The 20593-nt window shown below is 71.3% G+C and carries 20 protein-coding genes; 9 read left to right on the top strand and 11 right to left on the bottom strand.

Annotated elements, in window-relative coordinates:
• Window positions 1–7 precede the first annotated feature (7 nt).
• On the bottom strand, window positions 8–1291 hold the full coding sequence (locus ITJ69_RS12710; protein WP_194672935.1) for an MFS transporter: 1284 nt from the start codon (window positions 1289–1291) through the stop codon (window positions 8–10).
• Window positions 1292–1372: 81 nt separating this feature from the next.
• On the opposite strand from ITJ69_RS12710, the gene ITJ69_RS12705 reads away from it, so the two are divergent.
• Window positions 1373–2251, top strand: a complete 879-nt coding sequence (locus tag ITJ69_RS12705; RefSeq protein WP_159570854.1) for a LysR family transcriptional regulator — start codon at window positions 1373–1375, stop codon at window positions 2249–2251.
• Window positions 2252–2323: 72 nt separating this feature from the next.
• Here ITJ69_RS12705 and ITJ69_RS12700 read toward each other — a convergent pair whose 3' ends face one another.
• The 6 genes from ITJ69_RS12700 to ITJ69_RS12675 form a co-directional block, all read right to left on the bottom strand.
• Window positions 2324–3070 carry a hypothetical protein gene (locus ITJ69_RS12700; RefSeq protein WP_159570851.1) on the bottom strand — a complete coding sequence of 249 codons (747 nt, stop codon included), beginning with the start codon at window positions 3068–3070 and terminating at the stop codon, window positions 2324–2326.
• Window positions 3060–3593, bottom strand: coding sequence for an RNA polymerase sigma factor (locus ITJ69_RS12695; protein ID WP_235035799.1), 534 nt, complete (start codon window positions 3591–3593; stop codon window positions 3060–3062). Before ITJ69_RS12695 ends, ITJ69_RS12700 begins: the two co-directional genes overlap by 11 nt.
• A 122-nt stretch (window positions 3594–3715) precedes the next feature.
• Window positions 3716–3979, bottom strand: coding sequence for a hypothetical protein (locus ITJ69_RS12690; protein ID WP_111086912.1), 264 nt, complete (start codon window positions 3977–3979; stop codon window positions 3716–3718).
• A complete protein-coding gene (locus ITJ69_RS12685) occupies window positions 3976–4635 on the bottom strand; it encodes a DUF308 domain-containing protein (RefSeq protein WP_123339942.1) in 660 nt (219 codons plus the stop codon). Before ITJ69_RS12685 ends, ITJ69_RS12690 begins: the two co-directional genes overlap by 4 nt.
• Window positions 4636–4779: 144 nt before the next feature.
• A complete protein-coding gene (locus ITJ69_RS12680) occupies window positions 4780–6738 on the bottom strand; it encodes a lectin-like domain-containing protein (protein ID WP_194672934.1) in 1959 nt (652 codons plus the stop codon).
• A gap of 124 nt (window positions 6739–6862) precedes the next feature.
• On the bottom strand, window positions 6863–8506 hold the full coding sequence (locus ITJ69_RS12675; RefSeq protein WP_323743098.1) for a glycoside hydrolase family 13 protein: 1644 nt from the start codon (window positions 8504–8506) through the stop codon (window positions 6863–6865).
• A gap of 106 nt (window positions 8507–8612) precedes the next feature.
• Between ITJ69_RS12675 and ITJ69_RS12670 the strand changes: the two genes are divergently transcribed.
• From ITJ69_RS12670 to ITJ69_RS12650, 5 genes are all read left to right on the top strand, one after another.
• Window positions 8613–9170 (top strand): NADPH-dependent FMN reductase, encoded by a 558-nt coding sequence (locus ITJ69_RS12670; RefSeq protein ID WP_111086916.1) that lies wholly within the window; start codon window positions 8613–8615, stop codon window positions 9168–9170.
• Window positions 9171–9322: 152 nt separating this feature from the next.
• A complete protein-coding gene (locus ITJ69_RS12665) occupies window positions 9323–9835 on the top strand; it encodes a MarR family winged helix-turn-helix transcriptional regulator (protein ID WP_159570839.1) in 513 nt (170 codons plus the stop codon).
• A 119-nt stretch (window positions 9836–9954) separates the two neighbouring features.
• Complete coding sequence (locus ITJ69_RS12660) at window positions 9955–10461, top strand: Dps family protein (protein WP_159570836.1); 507 nt, start codon at window positions 9955–9957, stop codon at window positions 10459–10461.
• 8 nt (window positions 10462–10469) lie between these two features.
• Window positions 10470–11270: an SDR family NAD(P)-dependent oxidoreductase gene (locus tag ITJ69_RS12655; RefSeq protein WP_131844787.1), complete on the top strand. Its 801-nt coding sequence runs from the start codon at window positions 10470–10472 to the stop codon at window positions 11268–11270.
• A gap of 14 nt (window positions 11271–11284) precedes the next feature.
• Window positions 11285–12478 (top strand): NAD(P)/FAD-dependent oxidoreductase, encoded by a 1194-nt coding sequence (locus ITJ69_RS12650; RefSeq protein ID WP_159570833.1) that lies wholly within the window; start codon window positions 11285–11287, stop codon window positions 12476–12478.
• 99 nt (window positions 12479–12577) lie between these two features.
• Here the strand turns inward: ITJ69_RS12650 and ITJ69_RS12645 are convergent, their stop codons facing one another.
• Complete coding sequence (locus ITJ69_RS12645; RefSeq protein WP_159570830.1) at window positions 12578–13657, bottom strand: alpha/beta fold hydrolase; 1080 nt, start codon at window positions 13655–13657, stop codon at window positions 12578–12580.
• 71 nt (window positions 13658–13728) lie between these two features.
• On the bottom strand, window positions 13729–14604 hold the full coding sequence (locus tag ITJ69_RS12640; protein ID WP_194672932.1) for an SMP-30/gluconolactonase/LRE family protein: 876 nt from the start codon (window positions 14602–14604) through the stop codon (window positions 13729–13731).
• A gap of 89 nt (window positions 14605–14693) precedes the next feature.
• On the opposite strand from ITJ69_RS12640, the gene ITJ69_RS12635 reads away from it, so the two are divergent.
• On the top strand, window positions 14694–15266 hold the full coding sequence (locus ITJ69_RS12635) for a hypothetical protein (protein ID WP_159570824.1): 573 nt from the start codon (window positions 14694–14696) through the stop codon (window positions 15264–15266).
• 99 nt (window positions 15267–15365) lie between these two features.
• Here ITJ69_RS12635 and ITJ69_RS12630 read toward each other — a convergent pair whose 3' ends face one another.
• Together ITJ69_RS12630 and ITJ69_RS12625 are read right to left on the bottom strand one after the other, a co-directional pair.
• Complete coding sequence (locus tag ITJ69_RS12630) at window positions 15366–16199, bottom strand: DUF1206 domain-containing protein (RefSeq protein ID WP_123293429.1); 834 nt, start codon at window positions 16197–16199, stop codon at window positions 15366–15368.
• 108 nt (window positions 16200–16307) lie between these two features.
• Window positions 16308–17474 (bottom strand): RtcB family protein, encoded by a 1167-nt coding sequence (locus tag ITJ69_RS12625; protein WP_194672931.1) that lies wholly within the window; start codon window positions 17472–17474, stop codon window positions 16308–16310.
• Between the two features lie 539 nt (window positions 17475–18013).
• Here ITJ69_RS12625 and ITJ69_RS12620 point away from each other — a divergent pair.
• Both ITJ69_RS12620 and ITJ69_RS12615 read left to right on the top strand, forming a co-directional pair.
• Window positions 18014–19843 carry a glycoside hydrolase family 15 protein gene (locus tag ITJ69_RS12620; RefSeq protein ID WP_132099406.1) on the top strand — a complete coding sequence of 610 codons (1830 nt, stop codon included), beginning with the start codon at window positions 18014–18016 and terminating at the stop codon, window positions 19841–19843.
• A 13-nt stretch (window positions 19844–19856) separates the two neighbouring features.
• Window positions 19857–20459 (top strand): DUF1992 domain-containing protein, encoded by a 603-nt coding sequence (locus ITJ69_RS12615; protein WP_194672930.1) that lies wholly within the window; start codon window positions 19857–19859, stop codon window positions 20457–20459.
• The last annotated feature ends 134 nt before the right edge of the window (window positions 20460–20593 follow it).

Raw genomic sequence — 20593 nt, 5'->3', positions numbered from 1 at the left:
CCCCGCGTCAGGCGCGCGCGGCCAGTCGGGTGCCGGCGATGACGGCCAGGACGGCGACGAGCACCACGTACCCGATCAGGACGGGCAGGGTCGGGATCACCAGGAGCGCCGCCCCGACGGCCACGACCGGCACCGTCAGCCCGGCGTAGGCGATGAGGAACGTGGCCGCGAGCACCCCGCCCCGACGCTCGGGACCGACCAGGGCTCCGGCGCTCGCGATGCTGGCCCGGAAGAGCAGCCCGACCCCGGCGCCCGCCACGACGCCACCGCCGATGAAGCCGGCGACCTGCAGCAGGACCGCGGCGACGGCGAGCACCGCCAGGCCGCCGACCAGGAGCACCATGCCGAGCCGGATCTGCGTGCGCTGCGTGAGTCGGGCGAACACGATCTGCGAGACGGCGCTCGCGGCGAACACCCCGAAGGTCGTCGCACCGGCCGCCAGCCGGTCGGTGACGTGGAAGGTGGTGCCGAGGAACGTCGGGGCGACCGAGGTGAAGAGCCCCTGGACCGCGAGGGCCGCGAACGCCGCGGCACCGGCTGCCCAGAACGCGGCGGCCTTGCCCTCCGGTGCCTGCATGCGCTGCGGGCGGTAGGGCACGCGGGTCTCGGGGCGGGCGACGGTCTCCGGCACGACGAGGACGAGCACGAAGGCCACGGCCAGTGCGACGACGAACACGACGTACGGCACCATGAGCGGCGCTCCGACGAACTCGGCGAGCGCACCCCCGACGAGGGCGCCGAGCGACAGCCCGCCGAGGTTCACGGCACCGGCGGCGACGCTCGCGCCCTTCGCCGAGTCGGACGAACCGGTCGCACGGACCCGGAGCTCACCGAGGTGGGCGGTCGCCGTGGCGGTGAGCGTCCCGACGCCGAGGCCGGTCACGAGTCGCGCGACGATGAGGCCGGTGACGTCGTTCCAGACCAGGAACAGCACGGCGGCGACGAGCTCGAGCGCGATCGACACGAGGATGAGCGGCTTCCGCCCGTGCACGTCGCTGAGGTGTCCGGCCAGGTACAGGGACCCGACGACCCCGACGCCGTACGCGGCGAAGATGATCGTGGTGGTGAACGTGGGGAAGCCGTCCCGTGCCTGGTAGATGACGTACAGCGGTGCGGGGACCGTCGCGAAGGCCATCACCGACAGGAACGCGAAGGCGACGGCCCAGAAGCCGAAGCCGTGACGCCGACGGGTGTGCGCACGACGGCCACGGGGGGCCGGGACACGCTCGCTCGCGGGAGCGGATGCTGTGGCGGGGAGAGCGCCCGTCGGGGTGTCGGTCACGGTTGACATGTTCCGATGATCGCGCGCCCCGAGCATCGAGTCCAACGGATGCTCTTGATGCCGTCCATCGATCGGATCGATGATGGGGTAATGGAGACCCGCCTGCTCGAACAGTTCGTGACCGTCGCCGCCGAGGGCAGCGTGACCCGCGCGGCCGAACGGCTCTGGGCGGCGCAGTCGACAGTGTCGGCCGGGATCGCCTCGCTCGAGCGGACCTTCGGCGTGCGGCTGTTCGACCGCACCGGACGGCACCTCGTGCTCACGACCGCCGGGGAGGACCTGCTCCCGCACGCCCGCGCCGTGCTGGAGTCGCTCGACCGGATGCGCGACCTGGCGACCGTGGACGACGCCGACCTGCGCGGACGGGTGCGGCTCGGCATCTTCACGAGCATGGACATCGTCGACCTGACCGGCGTGCTGCAGCGGTTCCGGCGGCGGCACCCACTCGTCACCGTGGAGCTCATGACCTCACCGTCGGGCACGACCGGGCTCGTGCAGGACCTCGTCGCCGGGCGGCTCGACCTCGCGTACACGGGGCTGCCGACGGTGCCGGCCGGAGTCGTGGTCGAACCGCTGCGCGAGATGCCGTTCCGCGTCTTCACGGCGTCGGACCACCCGTTGGCCGGGCGCCGCTCGGTGTCGCTCGCCGACCTCGCGGACGAACCCTTCGTCGACACCGCGCACGGGTTCGGCAACCGGATCATCCTGGACGGCGCACTCGAGCGGCTCGGGATCCGACGGCGGATCGTCGCCGAGATGAACGACATGCCCGCGGTCATCCGGTTCGCCTCGGCGGGGCTGGGGGTCGGGGTCGTGCCGGACTCCGGAGTGCGGCACGACGGCGCGGTCCTCGAGCTCGAGGACGCGGTCGAACCACTCCGCATCGGCCTGGCGATCCGCACGAGTCCGGAGCCGAACCGTGCGGTCCGGACGCTGGCGCGCGACATCGTGGCCGCGCGCGTCGTCTGACGCGGCGCCGGTGGGTGGACCCCACCGACGGACAGGAGGCACGGGGCGGGTCCGCCACGAGCCTCCTGGCCGTCAGTCCCCCCACACCTCCCCGACGACCGCACCCAGCAGGTTGTCGGTCGGGAAGCCGATCTGGTCGACGACGACGGAGCTGTCGCCGCGGACGTACAGGGTGTACGCCTTGGCGACGCCGCCGTCGAGGGTCGCTCGGAGCTGACACAGTGTGCCGTCCGGACGCTCGGTGCAGGTGCCGCCGGCCTCGTCACCGAACGTGTCGACCTGGTTCCGGGTCTGCTCTGCGGTCGTGGTGGAGACCGTGACGTACAGCGCCCCACCGTCCGCACCCGGCGCCCGCCATTCACAGCTGAGTCCGGTAGCGGCGGTGCCGTCGCCACCGTCACTCGCGCCGTCGATGTCCTGCTCGGTCGCGGTGATGTCCCCGAAGAACCGGGAGTACTCCGACGCCGGCACGACCGCGCGGCAGTCCGTCGGGATCGTGGCGGTGGTGTTCAGGGGCGTCGACGTCGCGGTGGGGCGTGGCGTGCCGGTGATCGGTGCGGAACTCGGGGTGGTGGCCGTCGGCGAGGGCTCGGGCGCCTGCGTCTGGGTGGGCGCGGCGACCGGGGTGTCCTGCTGCGAGAGCGTCAGCGCGACGGCTCCGGTAGCGGTACCGACGGCGAGCAGCGCGACGACGCCGATGACCACACCGGACCGACCACGACGGCGCTTCGGGCGCGGGGTGGCACGTTCGAGGACGTGCTGCTTCATCGAGACGAGCATGCGCTGCAGGTCGTCTCCCTCGGGAGGCTCAGTGTTCATCGTGCATCACCACCTTCTTGAGTCGGCGTCGATTGCGCGAGACGCGCTGGGTGACTGCCCCGACGCTGAGGCCCAGCAGCTCGGCGGCCTCGGCGTAGGAGTGCCCCTCGAGCAGGCAGAGCTCGCAGATGCGGCGGTCGACGTCGGGGAGCGCGGCGATCTCGGCCCGGACCCAGCGCAGGGTCTCGCGGGCCTCGTCGTGCTCGGCCGGCGACGAGAGGTGCTCGGGGAGCTCGTCCGCGCGGCGGCGGGCCTGCTTGCGCCCGGTGTTGAAGGCGTGGTTCCGGCAGACGACGAGCAGCCACGGCAGCACGGTGGCCGCCGGGAGCTCCAGCGCCACCGCTCGCTGCCACAGGGTCAGGAACGTGTCCTGCACGATCTCCTCGACGTCCGACCGGTCGTCGACGAGTGCCCAGGCGTACCGGGTGAGCGTGGCGGCGTAGCGGTCGAACACCCGTGCGAGCGCATCGGTGTCCCCCTGCGCGATCGCACGGACGAGCGCCTCGTCCGTGTCGGTCGTCACGTCCACATCCCACCTCCTTCACCCAGAGGTGTCGGCAGGACCCGCGATCCTGACAGGACCGTGGCGGAAACGTGATCTCGGGCGTGTCCGACCGCGGTGCGATCGGCGGCGACCGCCGTGGATCAGTGGAAGTCGTCGCCCTCGCCGTCGCCGGGCGTCTTGTGCCCGCCGAGCATGTCGTTGTCGTCCTGGTCGCTCGTCGACGCGAGCTGGAGCATCGCCAGCACCACGACGACGACGATGAACGCGACGCCGAGGAAGATCACGGCCAGCTGCAGTTCCCGCGTCGAGAACAGCACGACGAGTCCGGTGAACACCGCGATGATCGCGGAGATCCCGAGGAGCTCGACCGGGCGCAGACGGTCACGACGGCTGGGGGTGGTCATGCGTGTGGTGCTCCGTCCGGGGCGACGGACGGCGTGGCCGTGCCCCACTTGTGCGAGAGGCCGGCGATCACGTGGAAGACCGCCGTGATGGCGAGGTAGGCGCCGAGCAGGCCGACCAGGACGATCGAGGCGTCGAGCGTGCCGGTGACCTGCTCCACACCACCGAGCTGCTGCGAGTAGTCCGGCGGGGTGATGAGGAACGCGATCGCGAGCAGCAGGGTGAGCGCGCCGATCGTGGTCCAGTCCCGCGCGAAGGGGGAACGACGACGAGCCCGCAGACCCTGTGCCAGCTCGAGCGCACCGGTGAGCACCGCGAAGGCGACGATGACCGAGATGAACGCCGGCAGCCCGAGGCCGTTGCCGGCGAACCCGGCGACGGCGGCGAGCAGGGTGATGACGGCCTGCAGCAGCGTGGTGCGGCGGGACCGACCGTCGAGCGGGAGCCGCGCGACGCCGGCCCACAGGAGTACGAGCCCCTCGACCAGCGCGAAGCCCGCGAACAACAGCAGGCCGTAGCCGGCGGCGTGGTTCGTCGAGAAGGTGATGACGAGCGCGACGACCGCGGCGGGCACAGCCCGGAGGATCGGGATCGGCCAGTACCGCGCGCGTTGGGTCGCCTCGTTCACGGTGGTGGCGTCGTCCACGGTGTCGGACACGGGACCTCTTTCAGGCATGCGGATCGTGAGATCGATCCTACCGCCGCGGTGGCAGCCGACCGACCGCCGGGGGTCCGCAGCACTGAGGATGCTCGAATGCCGGCCGGGGTGGCGTCGCCCGGACGACGCCACCCCACCGCTGGATCAGGACCGTGGCTGGTCGTCCGTCACCACCGAACGCCGTCCACGCCGACGCGCGAGCCACCAGCAGGTCGAACCGGCCGCGACGACCACCGCGGCGAGCGCGGCGACCAGCCCGAGGTCCTCGACGCCGGTGTAGGCGAGGGCGCCCCGTGCGGCCTGCGGCGCCGCGTCGGTGACGGGGCCACGGGGACCCCGGTCGCCGTCGCCGTCGTCACCGCGGGGAGCATCCGGCACCGATGCCGCGTCGTCGGGGTCGGGCGCCAGGGTCGGGGACGGGGTCGGCGCGGGACCCTCGTCGTCCTGGTCGACGACGATCGCGACCTCGGTCGACGGGTCGCCGCCGTCCGGGTCCGTCGGGGAGGTCGCCGTGGCCACGTTCACCACGTCGGAGCCGTCCCCCTGGTACTCCGGATCGAGCACGGCCCGGAGCCGGAAGTCGTGGGTCTCCCCCACGGCGAGCGCGACGTCGGAACGGCAGGTCACCCGCTGCCCCTCGGCCGTGCAGCCGTCGTCGGACCCGACGAACCGCATCGCGTCGGGCAGGTCGTCCGTCGCGCCGACCTGCTGGGCTACCGATGGCCCACGGTTCCGTGCGGTCACGGTGTACACGACCTCGTCGCCGGGCTCGACGGTCGTGGGTGAGACGGACTTGTCCGTCTCGACGTGCGCCGCGGCCACGGCCGTGACGACCGTGGTGCTCGCCCGCGAGGCGTTGTCGGCTTCGTTCGTGTCGGACATCGACGACGGCGGTGCGATGGTCGCGACGCTCTCGAGCGGCCCCTCGGCACCGTCGGCGATGCGCCCCTCGACGGTGACGACGGCCGATCCGCCGCGGGGCAGGGCGAGGTCCGTCTCGACGTCGCCCGCTCCTGACGCGACGGCGCAGCCCGAACCCGCTGCCGGCGCGCAGGTCCAGGTGGCGTCCTCGATGCCCTCGGGGACGTCCACCCGCAGTGGGCTCGGCTCGGCGTCGTTCGGACCGGGGTTCCGTGCGGTCACGGTGTACCGGACGGTGCTGCCGGCGACCGAGGTCGCGGGCAGGTCGTGCTCCACGGACAGGTCCGCCGGCTTCCGGACCCGGAGGGCGTCGATCTCGTGGGTGTTCACGTGGCTGCCGGTGGCGCCGGCGAACCCGAGCCGCAGCGTGCTCGGCATCGGCACCTGTCCGTCGCCGTGCAGCGGGACCCCGTCGAGCACGGTGCGCATCACCTGACCGACCTGCAGCCGCACCGTCAGCGTGAGCTCGCCGTCCTCGCCCGGCAGCAGCGTGACGCGGACCGTGCGCGGCGTCGAGCCGGTCGTCACGGTGCCCCCGGGTGCCGGAGCCCCCGCGACGTAGCGGTAGCCGTCGTTCCCGTTGCCGGACCCGCGGACGACGACGTGGTCGGCCTGCGCCCTCGGCCCCGAGCCGTTGATCCGCGACGAGAAGTTGCCGTAGTGGTCGATCGCGATCGCGGCGAACCCACCAGGGACCCCGGGCAGGTCACACGCCTGTCCGCCGCCCTCGGTCTGCGTGCTCCGGCAGGCGTACCCGAGGCCGGCGCCGAACGCCCCGACCCCCTGCACGGCGGCGCCGTCGGCGAGGAAGAGCAGCAGGCCGTCAGCGCCGGGGTCGTCCTTGTCGGTGTGCATCGCGTAGTCGAACGCGATCTCGAGCCCGGTGCCCGACGGGAACGTGTCGTTCGTCGACCACGCCCCGGCCTGGTTCCGGACGTCGTCGGTCAGGCGGAGACGGCCGTCGACGATCGCGGCGTCACCGCTCAGGGTGCCACCGGCCGCGCTGGTGAACGAGTTGTCGTAGGGGAAGTCGAGTGTCGCCGCACTCGAGCCGGTGGGCAGGATCGCAGGAGCCGCGAGGACGGCGAGGGCGGTCAGCGCGGTGCACACCGTCGCGAAGCGACGGGCAGCCCGCGACCGGAGCGGGTCCGGGACGGATGTCGGAGCAGTGGGTTCTGTCATGTCCCGATCGTCGCGATCGAGCGGTCACCGCAGGTCGAGCCGAAGCCGATCTGTGGATCGCAGCCACGGGCCTCCTGGCTGTGGAGGAAGAGCTGTGGAGGAAGAACGGCCAGAGATGGTCCGCTCAGGCCAACCAGACCGTCGTCTCGCCCGGCAGCACGCCGGCCGCGTCACCGAGCGGCCCGGACGCGACCACGACGTCACCCGACGGCAGCGGCACGGGCGTCGTGCCGAGGTTCGTGACCGACCGCCACCCGTCGTGCCGGGCGAAGGCGACCACGTCGTCGGGGGCGTCCAGCCAGGTGAGCTCCTCCCCCTGCTGCAACCGGCGACGAGCGTCGAGCGCTGCCCGGTACAGGGACAGCGTCGATGCCGGATCCCCGTCCTCCGCCTGCACCGACGACGCCCCGAAGTCCGCGGGCTGCGGCAGCAGCGGCGCGACGTCCCCGAAGCCGAACGACGGTCCGGAGGTCGTCCACGGGATCGGCACACGGCACCCGTCCCGGCCCTTGACGGTGTGTCCTGAGCGCAGCCACTTCGGATCCTGCAGCTCGTCACGCGGGATCGCGGCGGCTTCGTGCAGGCCGAGTTCCTCGCCCTGGTAGACGTACGACGACCCGGGCAGCGCGAGCATCAGCAGGGTCGCGGCGCGGGCTCGGCGCAGGCCCCGCTCCCGGTCGAGCTCGGGCGTAGTGCCGTCCGTCAGCAGCCAGGCATCGGTGTCGGTGTCGTCCGGCAGGCCGTACCGGCTGGCGTGCCGCACGACGTCGTGGTTCGACAGCACCCAGGTGCTCGACGCACCGGACTGCTCGGACGCCGCCAGGTTCCGCTCGATGATGCTCCGGAACGCAGCGGCCTCGAACGGCGCCTCGAGCAGGTCGAAGTTGAACGCCTGCCCGAGTTCGGTGGGCCGGGCGTACAGGACGCGTCGCGGTGCCGGTGCCCAGGCCTCGGCGACGGCGGCCCGGGGCGGGTCGTACTCGTCGAGCACGGTGCGCCAGGACGCGAAGACCTCGTGCACCTCGTCGCGGTCGTACAGCGGGTCGGAGCCGTCGAGCGGCAGCGCGTGCTCGTTCGATGCGCGGTACGGCGTCGACAGGTCCTTCGCCAGGCCGTGTGCGACGTCGACCCGGAAGCCGTCGACCCCGCGGTCCGACCAGAAGCGCAGCGTGTCCTCGAAATTCGCACGGACCTCAGGGTTGGACCAGTCCAGGTCGGGCTGCTCGGGTGCGAAGAGGTGCAGGTACCACTGACCGTCCGCGACCCTGGTCCAGGCGCTCCCGCCGAAGTTCGACACCCAGTCGCTCGGCGGCAGTTCCCCGGACACACCCGCCCCGTCGCGGAAGACGTAGCGCGCCCGTTCCGGCGAGCCCGGCGCGGACGCGAGTGCCGCCCGGAACCACTCGTGCTCGTCCGAGGTGTGGTTCGGCACGATGTCCACGATCACCCGCAGGTCGTGCTCGTGCGCGGACCGGAGCAGGGCGTCCAGGTCCTCGAGCGAGCCGAGTCGCGGATCGACCGCCCGGTAGTCGGCCACGTCGTACCCGCCGTCGGCGAGGGGCGACGGGAAGAACGGCGAGAGCCAGAGGGCGTCGACGCCGAGCGCCGACAGGTAGGGCACGCGGCTGGTGATGCCCGCGACGTCGCCCAGGCCGTCGGCGTTCGAGTCCGCGAAGCTGCGTGGGTAGACCTGGTAGACGACGGCATCGCGCCACCAGTCCGGGTTCGTCGTGCGGGGCGTGCTGGCCGGCGTCCGAAGCGTGCTCACGTCGCCACCGTACCCAGCGGTCTGGGAATAGCACGCCGTACGCTCGGATTGGTTGTCGCAGACACCTTTCCGTCCCAGAACAACGTCTCGAACCAGAAGGATCACCATGACGAACGTCCTCGCACTCGTCGGCAGCCTCCGCGCCGACTCCATCAACCGCAAGCTCGCCGAGGCCGCGGCGCACCACGCGCCGGAGGGCATCGAGGTCACCACGTTCGACGGCATCGTCGACCTGCCGTTCTACAACGAGGACATCGACGGCGACACCCCGCCGGCCGCAGCGGTCGCCTTCCGCGACGCGATCGCCGCCGCGGACGCCGTCCTGCTCGTCACCCCCGAGTACAACGGCACGATCCCGGCCGTGCTGAAGAACGCCCTCGACTGGGCATCGCGTCCGTTCGGCGCCTCGCCGCTGTCCGGCAAGCCGCTCGCCGCCATCGGTTCCGCGTTCGGGCAGTACGGCGGCGTGTGGGCCCACGACGACGCCCGCAAGGTCGCCGGCATTGCCGGCGCGAAGGTCCTCGAGGACGTCAAGGTCGCGATCCCGCAGTCGGTCGTCCGCTTCGCGGAGACCCACCCGCGCGAGGACGCCGAGGTCACCTCGCTCGTCCAGGGCGCGCTGAACGCACTCGCCGACGCCTCGACCGAGCAGGCCGCCGCGTAGAGCGACCGGGTGCGGTCGACCGCACCTCAGGACGGACGGGAGGCCCGTGGCGACCCCGCCACGGGCCTCCCGTCCTGCACGCGGGAACGAAGCAGGCACACCCACAGGAAGTCGCTAGACGGCCTCCATACGAGACGGACTAGCCTGTGGCAATGGCAACGCAGGAGATCACCGAGGCGTCCGGGTACTGGTTCCCCGACGACGACGCGACCCAGCGCGGGGTCGCCGTGCTCAACGCCCTGCGTCGCTACCGGGCCGCCGAGACCGCGATGCGCCGCCGCACCCGCGACTCGATGGGCATGGGCGAGACCGACCTGCTCGCCGTGCGCTTCCTGCTGCAGTCGCAGCGCTCGGGCCGCAGCATCAGCCCGAAGGACCTCGCCGCCTACCTCAAGATCTCGTCGGCCTCGACCACGATCCTGATCGACCGCCTGGTCAAGTCGAACCACGTGCGCCGCGACCCGCACCCCACCGACCGTCGAGCGCTCGTGATCACCCCGACGACCGAGACCGACGACGAGGTCCGCGCGACCCTCGGCATCATGCACCGCCGGATGATGTCGATCGCCGAGGGACTGCCCGCGTCCGAGGCACGCATCGTCGCGTCGTTCCTCGAGCAGATGCGCGGCGCCGTCGACCAGGTCGACCCGGCACCGGCCCACTGACCGGCGCGAACACACCCGGTGGAACGCCCGGGGGACAGTGCGGTTCCGTGCGCACTGAGAGTGGTCTCGGCCGCACCGCGTAGACCGGAAGGGTCACCGACGCGAAAGGAGCCACCACCATGCACGCTTCGGACAAGATGGCCAAGAACCTCCAGGCGGTCCTCGTGGACCTCATCGACCTGCACCTCCAGGGCAAGCAGGCCCACTGGAACATCCTCGGCACGAACTTCCGCGACCTGCACCTGCAGCTCGACGAGATCGTCGACGCCGCACGCGAGTTCGCCGACGACACGGCGGAGCGCATGCGCGCCCTGTACGCCGTGCCGGACGGACGCTCGAGCACGGTCTCGGCGTCGAGCCACCTCGACCAGTTCCCCGAGGGCGAGATCACGACGCACGACGCCATCGACCAGGTGACGCTCCGCCTCTACCAGGCGACCGGCACCATGCGCGACGTCCACGACGAGGTCGACGAAGAGGACCCGACGACCGCGGACCTGCTCCACGGCTTCATCGAGCGCCTCGAGCAGCTCGCGTGGATGGTCTCCGCCGAGAACCGCGCGCCGAGCACGCCGCTGGCCTCCGCCACGACGCCTGCCGTCGCCGACGCCTCGGCGCACGCCTAGGGGACCGAGTGGACCTCGGCATCCAGGGCAAGACCGCGCTCGTCTTCGGTGCCGACTCCGGCATCGGCTGGAACACGGCTCGCATCCTCCTGGCGGAGGGTGCGACCGTGGTCGTGAGTGACCTCGACCAGGCGCAGCTCGACAACAGCGCCGACCAGCTCGAAGCGCCGCTCGGCAAGCTGCACGCGTTCGCGGCCGACGTCACGAGCGCGGCGAGCCTGGCGGACCTGCACGGCAAGGTGCGGGACGCCGTCGGCGCGATCGACATCCTGGTGCAGTCCTCGGGCGTCACCGGCGCCCAGGGACTGTTCCACGAGATCGACGAGCAGGGTTGGGCCGACACCATCGACGTCGACCTGATGGGTCCTGTCCGCATCACGCGCGAGTTCATCGGCGACCTGCGGCAGGGCGGGTGGGGCCGGATCGTGTACCTCGTGTCCGAGGACGCCTCGCAGCCCTACGACGACGAACTGCCCTACTGCGCCGCGAAGGCCGGGGTCCTGTCGTTCGCGAAGGGCCTGTCGCGCACCTACGCGCGGGAGGGCGTGCTCGTGAACACCGTCAGCCCCGCGTTCATCCACACGCCCATGACGGACGCGATGATGAACAAGCGGGCGAAGGAGACGAACCAGAGCTTCGACGACGCGATCACGAGTTTCCTCGACGAGGAACGTCCCTACATGGAGCTGAAGCGCCGCGGTGAGCCGGAAGAGGTCGCGAACGTCATCGCGTTCCTCTGCTCCGACCTCGCGAGCTTCGTCAACGGCTCCAACTACCGGGTCGACTCCGGCTCGGTCGCCACGATCTGACGCCGGGAGGCACCGTGACCGACTACCGATACCTCATCATCGGCGGCGGGATGGTCGCCGACGCCGCCGCCCGCGGTGTCCGCGAGCTCGACGCCGACGGCACGATCGGCATCCTCAGTGAGGACGTCGACCGGCCCTACGCCCGCCCGGCCCTGTCGAAGAAGCTGTGGACCGACCCGGACTTCAGCTGGGACGAGAAGGTCGACCTGCACACCGAGGAGACCGGGGCGTCGTTCGTCCTCGGCACCGCGGTGACGGGGATCGACCGTGCATCGAAGACCGTGACCACGGCCGACGGCCAGACCCACGGCTACGAGCGGCTGCTCATCGCGACCGGCGGCAAGCCCCGCGGGTTGCCGGGCCTGGAGCCCTCGGACCGCGTGCTCGACTACCGCAGCGCCGACGACTACCGGAAGCTCCGCGAGCTCGCCGACGCCGGGGCGCACGTGGTCGTCGTCGGTGGCGGCTACATCGGCCAGGAGATCACCGCGGGGGTCGTGCAGAACGGCGCCCGCGTCACCCTGGTCGACCCCGACGACATCGTGGGCGGCCGGATGTTCCCGGAGGACCTCGCGCGCGCGTTCCAACAGCGCTTCGTCGACGCCGGCGTGGACCTCCGGCTCGGACGTCGGGTCGAGTCCGGCACGCAGACGGCCGACGGGGTCACGCTCACGCTCGACGACGGCTCCGTGCTCGAGGCAGACGCCGTGGTCGCCGGACTCGGCATCGAGCCCGCCACCCAGCTCGCCGCCGACGCCGGTCTGACCGTGCGCGACGGCATCGTGGTCTCGTCGACGCTGCTCACCGACGACGACTCGGTCTTCGCCGCCGGCGACGTCGCCGAGTACCCGGACCGGATCCTCGGGACCCGTCGGGTCGAGCACGTCGACAACGCGCAGCAGCAGGGTCGGCAGGCGGGCCGGAACCTCGCCGACGCCGACGAGACCTACGACCACACGCCGATGTTCTACTCCGACGTCTTCGACATGGGGTACGAGGCGGTGGGGCAGGTCTCCACGAAGCTCCGCACCGTCGAGGACTGGCAGGACCCGACCGTCACCGGCGTCGTCTACTACCTGGACGACGACGACACGGTGCGCGGCGTGCTGCTCTGGAACGTGTGGGACAAGACCGACGAGGCCCGCAAGGTCCTCGCCGAGGCGAACTCCCTGACGTCGGACATGCTGGCGGGCCGCATCACGGCCTGACCGGCGCACGGGTCGCCCTGAACGCGACCGACGGGAGGCCCGGTGCCGGTTCACGGAACCGGCACCGGGCCTCCTGTACGTCGCCTGCAGTGCCCGGTGTCAGCGGTTCGAGTCGGCCTCGGGTGCGACGGCGTCGACCACCGCCTTGCGGTCGGCCGGGTCGACCGGCAGGTCGTCCCCGTCGGCCATCGCGACCGCGTGGGCGGACTTCGCCGCCTCGAGCGTCTCGTCGTCGTTCTTCGCCATGCCGACCAGTTCGACGAAGCGCGACTTCACGAGCATCCACGCCTCGCTCGGGCTCAGACGCGACAAGTCGGACGCCGTCGAGTCGTCGCGCACCCGCTGCAGCGAACCGACCCCGCGGTCCGGCAGCCGGTGGTCGACGTGTGCGACCGCAAGCCGCGCGACCGCGTCGGCCTGGGCGTGCATCACGGAGTGGGCGCCGTCGACGACCTCGCGCAGCACCGCGTAGGGGAACACCCGCGCGAGCCGGCGGATCCAGTCCCGCGGGACCATCGCGTCGTGCTCGCCGCGGACGATGAGGGTGCGCGCCTGCACGTGGGCCGCGCGCTCCTCGATCGGGAACACGATCATCCGGGGCAGCACCTTCGAGAACCAGTGCCATCCGCACAGCGCGTACGCCGTGATGCCGTGCCACCGGACCGCCGAGGGCTCGTGCAGGGTCGACCGCAGGAACCGGAACGCGGACTGGCGGACCGTGCGCGCGTGCGAGTCGACGACCGGGCTGATGAGCACGAGGTCCGAGATCTCCGGGTGACGCGCCGCGACCTCGGTCACGACCTGGGTGCCCATCGAGTGGCCGACCAGGACCGGGTCGACCAGGCCGAGGTCGTCGATGACCTTCTCGACGGCGTCGGCGTACCGCTCGATCGAGACCTTCCCGCGGAACCGGGGAACGCCCGCGAAGCCGGGCAGGTCGAGGGCGTGCACCGGGCCGTTCTCGTTGAGGTGCGGGGCGAGCCGCTCGTAGTAGGTGGCCGCGATGCCGAGGCCGGCGACGAGCAGGAAGGCACGCTCCCCCGGCTCGCCGATCGAACTCACGCGGACGTACGTGCCGTCGACCGCGACCCGGTCCACCTCGACGGTGACGTCGGCGTTCTCGGCCTCCGCGAGTTCGCCGGCCGGGTCCGGGGTGGCTGCCGTGCGCTCGTCGTTCACGTGGGTCTCCTCGGGTCGGGCGAGCGCCCACGATACCCGCGGACACCGCCGCAGCGTGCGCTCCCGCCCGGTCAGCCGCTGAAGGTGTTCGCGGGGAACCCGTGCACCCGCGTCGGCACCGCCAGGATCGCCCCCGAGGACGGGTGCTGCTCCAGCTGTTCCTCGGTGAGGTTCTCCCGTGCCGAGGCGACGAACAGCGTCGACATGTCGGGGCCACCGAAGGCCACCGACGTCACGTTCGGGGTGGGCAGCTCCACGGTCTCGAGGTGCGACCCGTCGGGGCCGTACCGCTCCACCCGGCCGCCGCCGTAGATCGCACTCCACGAGCAGCCCTCGTCGTCGCGGACCAGACCGTCGTGGGCGTGGCCGACGACGAACGGTTCGAGCTCGCCGAGTTCGCCGTCCGGACCGTACGACCCACGGTAGATCGTCGATGCGCTCGTGTCGGTGACGTACATCACGGTGCCGTCGTCCGACCACTCGAAGCCGTTCGTCACGCCGAAGCCGCCACGGAGCACGCGCGTCGCACCGTCCGCCTCGACCGAGTACAGCGCCCCGTCGGGCTCCCCGGTCGTCAGGTTCATGCTGCCGACCAGGAACCGGCCGAACGGGTCGCACTTGCCCTCGTTGAACCGGAGCCCGGCCGTGGCGTGCTCGACGCGGGTGAGTTCACGCTCGACCACCCCGTGCTCGTCCGTCACGACGACGGTGTCCCCGAGCGCTGCGACGAAGCCACCGGAGGCCCGCGGCTGGAAGCTCGCGAGCGGCGGCGGGAGCAGGACCGTCGACACCACGGTGCCGTCGGACTGCGCGGTGACGAGGGTGCCGAGGGTGATGTCGGCCCAGCGGAGCAGCTGCGCCGACGGGTCCCACACGATGCTCTCGGCGAGGACCGCCCGGGCGTCGGAGAAGACGGTCACGGGCCCGGTCGTCGCGCTGGTGTTCATCGGACCGGTCTACCGGCGCCGGCTCCGTGCTCCCTCAGCGAAACACGGAATGTTCGGCTGTGGACTCTCCTCGCTGGCAGCGTGGCTCGATGATCTGTCCACTCCACGCCTGGGGCGACGAGAGCATCCGTTCCCACGGACTCGATGCGCCCGCCTACCTGCTCGGCGCCTCCGTCGTCGACTCCGACGACGTCGAAGCCACCCGCGAGGTGCTCGAGTCGCTGCGGCCGACGAACGGGAAGCTCCACTGGCACGACCTCCGTCGGCGTGAGCGACGACGGGTCGGCGAGGCCGTCGAGGCACTCGAAGCCCTGCACCTCGTCGTGGTCGCCACACCCGTGGATCTCCGTCGGGAAGAACGAGCACGAGCGGTCTGCCTGGAACGTCTCGGATGGGAGCTCGCTCGCCACGACGTGTCACTGCTCACGCTCGAATCACGTGCGAGCGCGCTCATCGCCCGGGATCTGCGAGTCGTGGAAGCACTCCGCGGCCGACGCGTCATCCCGAAGACCCTGCGGGTCGAGCACGGTGACCCCAGGAACGAGCCGATGCTCTGGCTCCCAGATCAGCTGCTCGGGATGTTCGGCGAGGCCATGACCACGGGAAAGCCGCTCTCGGATTCGATCGCCGACGGGCTCGAGACCTTCGAAGTCCGTCCGTGAGCGAACACCGGACGGCGCAAGAGCCGGGACCTGGTATACCCCAGGTGCACCGGCTCCGACTTCTCATCCCCCCAGCAGGAGGCGAGCAAGGTCAATATATCAGAGGCGGGCGTACCGCGCGCGGAAGAAGCTGTAGACGCCGAAGGCGAGGAACCCGATGCCGATCGCGACCAGGACGAACACGCCACCGGGCATCGAGCGCACCGCGTCGAACGCCGCGTCGAGGCCCGTCGCCTGCTCCGGGTCGCTCCGCAGTCCGGCCACACCGATGAGCACACCGACGATGACCACGGCGATGCCCTTGCCGACGTACCCGACGACCCCGAGCACCGTGACCACCCGGTCGAGCGTCCCGGACGGTCGGGTGATCTGCTTCCGGAACGTCCGCCGACACCCGATGACCACGAGCCCGATGCCGACCGCGACCGCGATCGCGCCGGCGAGGAGCAGCACGAACACCCCGCCGGGCGTCGCGAGGGTCTTCGCCGCGGCACTCTGCGACGAGCTGCTGGAACTCGACCCGGCGCCGAGGGCGTACGACGCCGACGAGTACGCGATGATGCCGTAGACCACGGCCTTCGCGACGTCCTTCGCCCGGGCGAGCCACCCACGCGTGCTGTCCGACCGGCCGCCGACGACGGCCTCGACGATCAGCCGCACGGTGAGTGCTGCCGTGCCGATCGCGATCAGCCAGAGCAGGAAGACCCCGCCCGGCACGGCAGCGATCTGCTGCAGTGCTCCGGACTGGTCGGTCTCACCGCCGGAGGACGCGTTGCCGATGCCGAGCAGGATCGCGAGGTACCCGATCAGCAGGTGGACGATGCCGCTGCCGACGAAGCCGGCGCGAGCGGTCAGCTCGAACCAGCGGCTGTCCGCCGCTCGTCGGACCTGTCGTCCGGTCTCCCGTGCTGCGTGCTCTGCTGTGTCGCTCATCCGGTCAAGCGTGCCCGACGCGGGCCGGTCTGTCCGGGCCGCGCCGGGCAGTGGACGCGGACCGACGTCGGACGGGCGGCGCGGGGCGGGCTGCACCCGCGCCTCCCGTCAGTCGCCCTTCACGTTGACGACCTGCCGCAGCGTGTGCCGGACCGACACGAGGTCCGACGCGTCCGCCATGACCTGGTCGATCGGCTTGTACGCGCCCGGGATCTCGTCGAGGAACGCGTCGGTGTCGCGGTACTCGATGCCGACCATCGCCTCCCGCAGCTGGTCGTGCGTGAAGGTCCGCCGTGCCGCGCTCCGCGAGAACAGCCGACCGGCTCCGTGCGGCGACGACTCGAGCGACGGCTTGTTGCCGAGGCCCTCGACGACGTACGACGCCGTGCCCATGGACCCGGGGATCAGGCCGGCCTGACCTGCCGTCGCCTGGATCGCACCCTTGCGGGACACCCACACGGACTTCCCCCAGTGCGTCTCGCGCTGCGTGAAGTTGTGGTGGCAGTTGATCCGCTCCTGCTCGTCGACGGGGGTACCGACGACCTCGGACAGCTGTCGCACGACGCGGTCCATCATCTCCTCGCGGTTGAGCAGGGCGAAGTGCTGTGCCCACCGCAGCTCGGCGATGTACCGGTCGAACTCCGGCGTGCCCTCGACCAGGTAGGCGAGGTCGGGGTCCGCCAGCTGGATCCACCAGCGCTCCATTAGCCGCTTGGCGATCGTGATGTGCCGCTGCGCGATCTTGTTGCCGACGCCCCGCGATCCGGAGTGCAGGAAGAGCCAGACCCGGTCCTGCTCGTCGAGGGAGACCTCGATGAAGTGGTTCCCGGAGCCGAGCGTGCCGAGCTGGTTGCGCCAGCCGCCGTGCGCCTGTGCGGGGTCGAACCCGGCGGCGTCGGCCATCGCCTCGAGCTCGGCGATCCGCGGCTCGGCGGTCGCGACGATCTTGCGGTTCGACGCACCCGCCGACAGCGGGATCGCGCGCTCGATCTGCTCGCGCAGCTCCTGCAGGTCGTCGGGCAGGTCGGCCTCGGTGAACTGGGTCCGGACCGCGATCATGCCGCAGCCGATGTCGACGCCGACGGCCGCCGGCATGACCGCGCCGAGGGTCGGGATGACGGAACCGACGGTGGCGCCGAGGCCGAGGTGGGCGTCCGGCATCAGGGCCAGGTGCGGGAACACGAACGGCATGCGTGCGGTCGTGCGGGCCTGCTGCTCGGTGTTGTCCTCGAGCATCGAGGCCCAACTCAGCAGCCGGTCGTTGATCTTCTTCATTGCTTCGTCTCGCTTTCAGGATGGCCGTCTGGACGGTCGTCTGGACGGTCTTCGATGACGGTCCGGGACGGTGTCCGGCCTGCGCTCCGGGCGACGTCGAGCGCGACGTGGCGAGGATGAGCAGGACGACGAACGCCCCGGGCCGGGTGGGCACGGGGCGTCGTGGGACGTTCCGTGCCTACGCGGGATAGCGGAGGGACCACTGCTGCTGCGGTTCGGGCAGCACGGCGGTCGCGTCGAGCTGGAGCTCGACGCGTTCCTCGTTGTGCTGCACGGCGCGCATGCGCGGTCCTTCCGGTGTGCCCGGGACGGGCGTTCCTGCCGGCGGCGTTGGTGCCGCTGGCGTTCCTGCCGGCGGCGTTGGTGCCGCTGGCGTTCCTGCCGTTGGGCAGGAGAGCGACAGTAGTGCGACACGCCCGGGATGCGCAACTCACCCGGGCGTGTCGCGGTCGTCCACAGTCGGGAGGTCCGTCCCGCGTACTCCACAGCGGGGTACGTCCGCCTGATGGTCGCGCCCCGGGCGCGGGCAGTCTGGGTGCATGACGGAGCGCACCGAAGACACCCTCGACGCGGTCGACACCCACGCACGCACCGACGGCTACGCCCCGCTCCGCACCTACGGAGCGATCGGCGATGGTCGGACCGTCGCGCTCATCGCCCGCGACGGACAGATCGACTGGCTGCCGATCCCCTCGATGGACTCACCGCCCGTGTTCGCGGAGATCCTCGACGCCGAACACGGCGGCCACGTGGCGCTCCGCCCGGTGGACCGATCGGCCGAGGTCACCCGCGAGTACCTGCCCGGCACCAACGTGCTCGTCACCACGTGGACGACACCGTCCGGGCGGGCGACGGTGACGGACGCGATGGTCACCGGGGTCGCCGGTCGCCTGCCGTGGGCCGAGGTCGCGCGCTGTGTCCAGGGGGTCAACGGGTCCGTGGAGTTCGAGTGGGCCGTCGTGCCCGGCACCCTGCTGGGGACCGCTGAGCCGAAGCGCCTCGACACCGCGAACGGCGCCGTCATCGGCATCGACGGCATCACGATCGCGATCGTCGAGCAGGGGTTCGACCCGGTGGACGACGACCGCCCGCGCTTCTCCGGCCGGTTCACCACCGGCGACGGATCGAAGCACATCCTGACCATCGTGGGCACGCACGACGAGCCGATCTTCATGCCGCGGCCGGAGAGTGCACTCGCCGCGATGGACCGCACGATCGACAACTGGGCGACCTGGTCGGAGGAGTTCTCCTACGACGGCCCCTGGGCCGAAGCGGTGCAGCGCAGCGCCCTCGCCCTGAAGTTGCTCATCTTCTCGCCGACCGGAGCGATCGCGGCGGCGCCGACCACGAGCCTGCCCGAGGACCGGACCGGCGGCAAGAACTGGGACTACCGGTTCGCCTGGGTGCGCGACCTGTCGTACACCGTGCACGCCCTGACCCGGTTCGGCCTGCGCGAGGAGACCCACGCGGCGGTGTCGTGGGTGATGCGCACCATCGCCGAGCACGACGAGGACATGCCGATCTTCTACGAGCTCGACGGCACGAAGAGCGACGACGTCGAGGAGCGCGACGTCCCCGGGTGGAACGGCATCGGCCCGGTCACGGTGGGCAACCGCGCTGGCGACCAGCTGCAGCTCGGGGTCTGGGGTGACGTCTTCGAGATCCTGCGCCAGTACGTGAACGCCGGCAACGTCCTGGACCGGAAGACCGCGGCCGTCCTGCAGCAACTCGCCGACGACGCCTGCCACCGGTGGGAGGAACCGGACTCGGGCATGTGGGAGCTCGAGGACACCCAGCACTACGTCACGAGCAAGATCGGCTGCTGGCAGGCCCTCGACGCCGCGGTGGACCTTCACGATGCCGGCATGATCGACGGGCCGCGCGCCAAGTGGGTCGAGAACCGCGAACTGATCACGCAGTGGGTCGCGGAACACGGCTGGGACGAGGAACGCGGTCACTACGTGATGTACCCGGGTTCGGATGCGCTCGACACGTCGATCCTGCTGCACGCGATGAGCTCCTTCGACCGCGGCCCGCGCATGGCGTCGACCATCCGGGCGATCGAGGAGCAGCTGCAGCGCGGACCGCTGGTGTACCGCTACTCGGGCATCGAGGACGAGGAGTCGCCCTTCGTCGCGTGCTCGTTCTGGCTCGCAGCCGCGATGGCCTGCACGGGCCGGATCGACGACGCTCGGACCCTGATGGACGAGATGGTCGGCCAGGCGAACGACGTCGGGCTGTTCAGCGAGATGATCAGCGAGGACGGCTCGTTCATGGGCAACCTCCCCCAGGGACTGTCGCACCTGGCGCTCATCCAGGCAGCGCTGACCATCGAGGAACTGACTGGCGAGGACGACCGCTCGGAGTGATCATGGAGGGGTCATGAACGACGTCGATGCACGGATGGACCGGCTCCGCAGGGCCGCTCGCTACCGTTACCAGCAGCTGGTCGACAGTGAGATCGAGCGGGGGTCGCTCGATCCGGACGAGGTGCGTGAGGAACGCCGCCTACTGAAGGCGGCCGACGTCGCCGCGCACGCTCGGGCGCAGATCGAGGAGGCCGAGCGCCGCGGCGTCTTCGAGGGCAATCCGTACCACGGCAAGCCCCTGCCCGGCAACGACGGGCAGCACGACCCGGACTGGTGGATCCGCTCCAAGATCGAACGCGAGGACATCCGCGGTATCGCTCCTCCCGCTCTCGCACTCCGCACCGAGGAGGCGGAACTCGACGACGCCCTCGACGCACTGTCGACGGAGGCCGACGTGCGCGATGTCCTGGTGGACTTCAACGCCCGGGTGAAGGAAGCCCGACGTCAGCTGCTCGGTGGGCCGCCGGTCGTGACGCCGCTGCGGGACGTCGACGACGAGTTGGTCGCCTGGCATGCCCGCCGGGAGGCCCGACTCGCGTCCGCCGCGGCGGCTGCGGCTGCTCTGACGGCCGCGTCTGACGACCGTCGCCGCCGGTGGTGGCGCCGGCGTCACTGAACGTGGTGAAGGGCCGTCCCGGTTGCCCGGGGCGGCCCTTCACGTGTGGTGCGGTGCTGCGTGTGGTGCGGGGTGTTACTTGATCTGTGCGGTGATGGTGGCGGTGCCGACGAGGAGGCCGCGCTTGACGGCGT

This window comes from Curtobacterium sp. VKM Ac-2887, assembly GCF_015350935.1.
Classification (GTDB): Bacteria; Actinomycetota; Actinomycetes; order Actinomycetales; family Microbacteriaceae; genus Curtobacterium.
This window is presented reverse-complemented; position numbering and strand designations above follow the sequence as displayed.

Excerpts from the sequence above, each read along its gene's own strand:
- ITJ69_RS12710 (WP_194672935.1), bottom strand. The coding sequence starts at position 1,291 with ATGTCAACCGTGACCGACACCCCGACGGGCGCTCTCCCCGCCACAGCA.
- ITJ69_RS12705 (WP_159570854.1), top strand. The coding sequence starts at position 1,373 with ATGGAGACCCGCCTGCTCGAACAGTTCGTGACCGTCGCCGCCGAGGGC.
- ITJ69_RS12700 (WP_159570851.1), bottom strand. The coding sequence starts at position 3,070 with ATGAACACTGAGCCTCCCGAGGGAGACGACCTGCAGCGCATGCTCGTC.
- ITJ69_RS12690 (WP_111086912.1), bottom strand. The coding sequence starts at position 3,979 with ATGACCACCCCCAGCCGTCGTGACCGTCTGCGCCCGGTCGAGCTCCTC.
- ITJ69_RS12680 (WP_194672934.1), bottom strand. The coding sequence starts at position 6,738 with ATGACAGAACCCACTGCTCCGACATCCGTCCCGGACCCGCTCCGGTCG.
- ITJ69_RS12670 (WP_111086916.1), top strand. The coding sequence starts at position 8,613 with ATGACGAACGTCCTCGCACTCGTCGGCAGCCTCCGCGCCGACTCCATC.
- ITJ69_RS12665 (WP_159570839.1), top strand. The coding sequence starts at position 9,323 with ATGGCAACGCAGGAGATCACCGAGGCGTCCGGGTACTGGTTCCCCGAC.
- ITJ69_RS12660 (WP_159570836.1), top strand. The coding sequence starts at position 9,955 with ATGCACGCTTCGGACAAGATGGCCAAGAACCTCCAGGCGGTCCTCGTG.
- ITJ69_RS12640 (WP_194672932.1), bottom strand. The coding sequence starts at position 14,604 with ATGAACACCAGCGCGACGACCGGGCCCGTGACCGTCTTCTCCGACGCC.
- ITJ69_RS12635 (WP_159570824.1), top strand. The coding sequence starts at position 14,694 with ATGATCTGTCCACTCCACGCCTGGGGCGACGAGAGCATCCGTTCCCAC.
- ITJ69_RS12630 (WP_123293429.1), bottom strand. The coding sequence starts at position 16,199 with ATGAGCGACACAGCAGAGCACGCAGCACGGGAGACCGGACGACAGGTC.
- ITJ69_RS12625 (WP_194672931.1), bottom strand. The coding sequence starts at position 17,474 with ATGAAGAAGATCAACGACCGGCTGCTGAGTTGGGCCTCGATGCTCGAG.
- ITJ69_RS12620 (WP_132099406.1), top strand. The coding sequence starts at position 18,014 with ATGACGGAGCGCACCGAAGACACCCTCGACGCGGTCGACACCCACGCA.
- ITJ69_RS12615 (WP_194672930.1), top strand. The coding sequence starts at position 19,857 with ATGAACGACGTCGATGCACGGATGGACCGGCTCCGCAGGGCCGCTCGC.